Below are 4,623 nucleotides of genomic sequence, written 5' to 3' on the forward strand. Positions count from 1 at the left end.
TCAGTACAGTGGTCGTTCCCGAAGCTACCGCATCACCACTCACCAAAGTAGACAGGTCGATACTACCTGCCGGGCAGATGGCGGCATCTACTACCGAGAAGTCTAGTGATGGGTATACAATAACCGTCACCGGCACAGTGCCATAATCGGTTCCATCAATAATAACAGAAGCATAATAGGTGAAAGTCCCCGCTGTTGTAGGTGTGATCGTAGACGAACTAAGCTGTCCTGTACGGTCGGCGTTTTCATACCAGTCTCCTCCAAAGTCGGAAGTGCTACAACTTAAGGTTAACGATTCATCTACCACCACCTTGAAAGGACTTGCTGTAGTAGTCAGAATACCTACCTCTACATCATCACCATCCAAGGCCACATCTGTTGTATTACAATCATTACTGAACTTCGCCAAAGAGTAGTACTTCGCTTCGATCAGTTGTGCACCATCTGTTACATCTGCCGTATAGGTAATAGGTATTTCATATTCGATATCTTCTCCTACTCCTTTGTTAGCATAAGCATTCATTTCGGCAGCAGGCACCGGCAGTTTGATCGTGCGGACACCGGAAGCAGCCGTATTACTTATTGGCGTAACATTTCCGGACGCTCCTGTTACAGCCGTATTGACATTGATTGATCCTGAGGCATCCAAATTCAAAACATCCGGCATTTCAAGCAAAATATAATCGTCCGTATTGACATTGGCTGTTGCTCCGGATACCTTTTTGATTACCACCTTCAATGTTTTGTCTGTTTCTTCCTTATTAAAGGCCATATTGCCACCGTCGATCGTTGCCCCCACACTAAAGGTATAGGCCATAGAGATTACCGGGAACATAGCTGGTGACAAACGGGCCTGAGTGCCGGTGATATTGTCGGCCTCTAGTTCTCCGGTAAAACGGATCCCCGTCAGTTGCGTGTTACACATCGGTTTAAAGCGAGCAGTAAGAATTGCCTTGCGCTTATTCACATCCTGGTCGGCCGGCTCGGTACTCAAATTTCCCGGCATACGCACATTTTCTCCCAGAATATCTTTCAGGCTGAACACAAGGGTACGTTCCGCTCCCGGACCATCGTTACCATTCGTATTATCTGTTGTTAAAACAGTGATCAGATCCGAGAGGTCATACGCAGTGGTTCCCCGGAAGTTCAGACTAAGCGATCCCGGAATATATTCCTGTCCGACAGGGATGGTGATTGTCATCTGGGGATTGATTAGTACACCCGGACTGGAAGTCCCGTCAATCACGGCCTCGAAGTTATATTCTGTACCATAGGTCAGCGAGGTACCAGCATCGATACTTCCGCCCACTTTTGCCTCACCGGGGATAAGAATCACATTTTTACGTGCTCCCAGGTAATTCTTCAATTCATCGCTATCGATTGCGTATTGGGTAGGGTCAGCCGGGAAGGCTGGATCTCCAAAGTCGGAAACGGTATAGATGGTGATGGTATCATTTTTGTTTTCTCCATCTGTACGGCCTAAATAATTGAAGGTAATATTATAATCCTGAGTACCTCCTGAAACAAGGCTACCGGCATTGATCCATTGACCTTGTCCGGAAGCCGAATTGAACTTCACATCAGAAACATTGCCTCCTACATACAACCAGACATGATCCAAAGTCGTAGCATTCGGATTACCTACTGTGGCAATAGGAATACTCAGGCTGGAACCGTTGACGGGAAGGCTGACAGGGACGTTACTGAGTTGGGTGGCTACACCGTTGTAGGTGTAGGTTGGAATTCCTACAGTAACCATATCTTCTCCTGTTACCAGATTTTTATAAGTTCCTGTTATTTTGCCCTTAGTTGCACCTATTGTAGCCCCTTTGGTTGCTTTTACAGTATAATTATATCCAATCATCCAATAATCTTCTGCCAAAACCCATTTATTCGGATCCAAAGCCGGTCCTTTTTCTGTTGAATAATTAAAATCATAAAGAGTAGACAAGTCATACGTATATGTACTTCCATCAACAGATTTTGGATACAGTTCTTGAGAAGCCGGACCTTTTGCATCTAAGGAACCTCTTGTGACTACTAATTTTAAATTATCTGTAAGTTCATAACCATCCGGAATTTCAAGTGACAGAAGAGATGCATAAGTAAAACGACGAACCTCTTTATAGAAATAAGGGGCATCGATCGCCAGAGTCATTCTCATATATGAATTAACAATGGTCTTTTCCTGATTTGATCCGTCATCAAAAATACCATTAGCACAATGGGTTAAAATTTCAATGTCACCGACAGTCAGATTTTGCTCTTTCTGATCCTTCCCTTTTCGATTTGGATCATTCGAACAATTAAAGGGATCTGTAATAGGAAAATTGCTCACAAAGCATTCTGTGGTTAATAATGCTGTACCTCTATTCTTTGCAGAAAAAGGTAGTTTTATTTTAATCGTCTGTCCGGCAGTGAATGGAGTTCCTGAAGCATTAACCAATAAGTAAAAACCTTTATTGTTACTTGCATATACCACATCTGCAGTCAAACTGGAAGGTGAGTTATTCACTTCGATAGCTACCTCATCCGTTTTCAGGTTAAAGTGCTTTGTACTTCCATTAAATAAAAAACCAGGAGAAGTTACAGGAAGATATAAATAAGACGAGGTCTCTTTTATAGTCATATCCCAATGAAACTCTCCTTCATCTTCCTTTATATAAATATTGTGATTCATCTCAGCATCCAATGCCGGTGTATCCGAATCGGGTAGGTGATTCTCGTCACTATCTCGCAGTCCACGGGTAATACGATAAGGTGAGAAATTATCCAGCACAACTCCCTCTTGCTTACAAAAGAGGGTTACAGGCTGAACATGGCGAACAAGCTTCTCCAAGGTGGTTCCTCCTGCAACATCTACATCTACCCAATAAACTATTTCACCTGTCTTATTCTCCTCGGTAGGACTAAATGAGCCATTACTGGTATATTTAAGTCTTAAAACAGCATCTGCATATGAAGTTGGCGCATAAAATCGATATACAATAGAAGCATCATTTTCTGAATCTACCGGAGAGAATATTGTTGCGCCATCTTTTGTTCCCCAAGTAAAAGGATCACCATCCGAATTATCTAATTTCAACCAGGATGGCAGTTGAATGTAAATCTTTCTAAGTGCTGCTCCGGTTGCACCTGAGTGACCTGTATGAAGAGGTAACACCTGTGTTATTGTTTCTCCCGGTTTTAGAGAAAATTCTGATGGAGAAGTCATAGTAGGAAGACCAGAACCATGTGGACAACTTAATCTCGAGCTTGGTATTCCTATCACTCCCGCTTCATTTTTTGCAGAAAATTCAGAAAAACATCCTCTCATATTACCAAAACTTGTTGCTGTCTTGTTTTCATTATCATATATTTTCCCCGAGACAACAGTTCCCCAGATAGTAATCGTTTTCCCTCCCGTTAACTTAACAGTTTCAGGAAATGTTATTACTATATCTTTAGGCTTGCCTTCTATCGTATCTTTATAATTAATTGTAGTATTACTTGTTAAAACCTTAGATGTACTAATCCAGGAGGAAGGTATAAGAACTTTATCTTTTCCTTCTAATTGATAATAGAATTTATTAAGATCATTCCAATAGGCTAAAGCACCGTTACTAGCATTGAGAATCAAAATACAACTCATATCTATTGCTGTAAATATACTATTGTTTTTAACTTCGCTTCTTACTATTACAGGTGTAACACCATCCATAATTATCTCGGGAGCTGTTAATGGAGTTAAACCATCTGAAGCCACATACGCCATAGACACTGCTTCCATAACCGGAGCCCCTGCCACAGACGGGAAAGCCATCGTTACGACCTGCCCGTCTGTTGTTGTACAGTTCTTTGCTGCCGGGTACTGTACAGTCGGAGTCACCAGGTGGGAACCGATACGGTTTGCAGTACCTTTGAAGCTTAACACTTTTTCAGTCGAAGACAGATCAGACAATGTTAAGGTGTATGTCTTTTTATCTGCCGAAAGAACCTCGGTAACCGAACTTCCACCAAAAGTAAAATTACTTAAGGTCGTATATTCATCCACTTTAAGAATTACCTTAAAAGCATTCGCTTTTCCATTGCTGGCAGATAACTTATATTCTATGGTTTGAATTTCGTTCGCCGCCGAATAATCAACTTTAGAGGCTACTGCCATCATCTGGATAGCAGGCGTCTGTGTTTGAACAGCCGCTGTTTTAGCAGATCCCGAAACAGGAGTAGAGCCACTAAGTATCTGTACTGATACATTCGTTCCCGTTGCCGCTCCACACAAGGCTTTGACCTTTAGACGAGCCTGTATAGGAGAACCGGACGAGGCTATTCCTGCCTTTAGCTTAGCTGTTACCTTTTGGCCAGTAGCAACAGTACCCGTACTCGTTGTTGTAAAATCAGCTGCATTCTCTATACCTATATATTGAATATTAACCGGCAGAGTGAATTCGATCGCAGCATTGGCTACATCCGCCGAAGGAGTGAAATAGACTTCCAGGAAACCTTCATCACCCTCTACCGTTAGAATTTCAGAACCGCTACTCCATCTAGGATATCCAAGTTCCCAATTCACCTGCGCCAGCAGTGACGCATTCGTTGCCAATAATGCCAACAGCATCATACACCAAAGCCGCCACCTCGAAC

1 protein-coding gene is annotated in these 4,623 nt (G+C 42.5%); it reads right to left on the reverse strand.

Translation table 11 applies throughout. From position 1 onward, the window contains the following. A partial coding sequence (locus D0T51_RS12040; RefSeq protein WP_163729624.1) for a hypothetical protein occupies window positions 1–4,623 on the reverse strand: 4,623 nt, incomplete at both ends.

The organism is Parabacteroides sp. 52, assembly GCF_010500925.1.
Taxonomy (GTDB): Bacteria; Bacteroidota; Bacteroidia; order Bacteroidales; family Tannerellaceae; genus QVMG01.